Source organism: Kitasatospora sp. NE20-6 (assembly GCF_045862635.1).
Genome location: NZ_BPRL01000156.1, coordinates 1 through 1,735, shown reverse-complemented (window position 1 = coordinate 1,735; position 1,735 = coordinate 1). Strand labels below are relative to the sequence as shown.

The following is a 1,735-nucleotide window of genomic DNA, read 5'->3' as shown; positions in this document are numbered from 1 at the left end:
GAGCAATGCTCAAGACCTGTGGATCGCTTCCGGGAGGGCGCGCAGAGGGCGTACCTTCCCGAATGATCCTTTGATGGTCACCGAGTAGGCCCGCGTTCGTAGCGCGGGTCGGGAAGGCACGCCCATGCTCAGCGTAGTCACCGACGACGGCTCCACCCAGTCCGGCTCCCTGATCGACGAGATCGTCCGTGAGGGCGCCCGGCGGATGCTGGCCGCTGCGCTGGAGGCGGAAGTCAACCAGTACATAGCCGAGTTGGCGGCCGAGACGGACGAGCGCGGGCACCGCCTGGTGGTCCGCAACGGCCACCACCGGCCCCGGACCGTGACCACCGCCGCCGGGCCGGTCGAGGTCACCGCGCCGCGGGTGAACGACCGCCGCGTCGACGAGGCCACCGGCGAACGCAAGCGGTTCTCCTCGAAGATCCTGGCTCCGTGGTGCCGCAAGTCGCCCAAGGTCAGCGAGGTCCTGCCACTGCTCTACCTGCACGGCCTGTCGTCCGGGGACTTCGTGCCTGCGCTTGAGCAGTTCCTCGGCTCGGCCGCCGGGCTGTCGCCGGCCACGGTCACCCGACTGACCAGGCAGTGGGGCGACGACCATGCCGCCTTCCAGGCCCGGGACCTGTCCGACCGGGACTTCGTCTACGTGTGGGCCGACGGCGTGCACCCCAAGATCCGGTTGGGGCAGGCGCACTCCTGCGTGCTGGTCCTGCTCGGGGTTCGGCTGGACGGCACGAAGGAGCTGATCGCGCTGGCGGAGGGGCTGCGGGAGTCCACGGAGTCGTGGGCCGACCTGCTGCGGGACTGCCGCCGCCGGGGCATGCGCGACCCCGAACTCGTCGTCGGCGACGGCGCGATGGGACTGTGGCGGGCCCTGACCGAGGTGTTCCCCGCAGCCAGGCATCAGAGGTGCTGGGTTCACAAATCCCGGAACGTCACGAACGCGCTGCCGAAGTCCGCGCAGCCCGGCGCGACCAAAGCGATGCAGGAGATCTACAACGCCGAGGACCGCGCCCACGCGGAGAAGGCGATCAAGGCGTTCGCGCGCACCTACGGCGCCAAGTGGCCCAAGGCCGTCGTGAAGATTACCGACGACGCCGAGGAGCTGCTGGCGTTCTACGACTTCCCGGCCGAGCACTGGATCCATCTGCGGACCACGAACCCGATCGAGTCGACGTTCTCCACGGGCAAGCTGCGGACCAAGGTCACCCGCGGGGCCGGCAGCCCCGCCGCGGCCCTCGCCATGGTGTTCAAGCTCGTCGAGTCCGCCCAGGAACGCTGGCGCGCGATCACCGGCGCCCACCTCGTTGCCCTGGTCCGCTCCGGCGCCCGCTTCGAGAACGGCATCCTGGTCGAGCGCACCGAGGTAGCGGCATGACCGGGCCCCTCACCCCCGGCAGCCACGTAGTCAAGGTGGAACTGGCAATCGATCAGGTCACCATCGTGAACCCAACCGAGGCCACCGCCACAGTGCGCTGCGCGGTCGGGCCGGTTCGCCGCGGTGCCCGCTTCGACCACATCCGCCACTCGGCAGAAGCCATCGACCTGGAACTGACGCAGATCCTCACCTACCACCGTTCCGTCGAGGAACTCGACCCCGTCCACACCGCGCTCGTGACCCTCCGAGGCACAGGAGTCCAACTCCTGGCGTCAGCTACCCCAAGCTCCCACTGGCAGGCCATCCGGGGGACCAACCCGCTGCCGTGACCAAGCCATCCACAGGTATTGACTATTGCTC

General features: G+C 69.1%; 2 protein-coding genes. Both read left to right on the top strand.

Features of this window, described 5'->3' with window-relative positions; genetic code table 11:
• The first annotated feature begins 124 nt into the window (after positions 1 to 124).
• Positions 125 to 1,375: an IS256 family transposase gene (locus SNE206_RS39925; protein ID WP_407918497.1), complete on the top strand. Its 1,251-nt coding sequence runs from the start codon at positions 125 to 127 to the stop codon at positions 1,373 to 1,375.
• Positions 1,372 to 1,704 carry a hypothetical protein gene (locus SNE206_RS39920; RefSeq protein WP_407918496.1) on the top strand — a complete coding sequence of 111 codons (333 nt, stop codon included), beginning with the start codon at positions 1,372 to 1,374 and terminating at the stop codon, positions 1,702 to 1,704. Before SNE206_RS39925 ends, SNE206_RS39920 begins: the two co-directional genes overlap by 4 nt.
• Positions 1,705 to 1,735 lie beyond the last annotated feature (31 nt).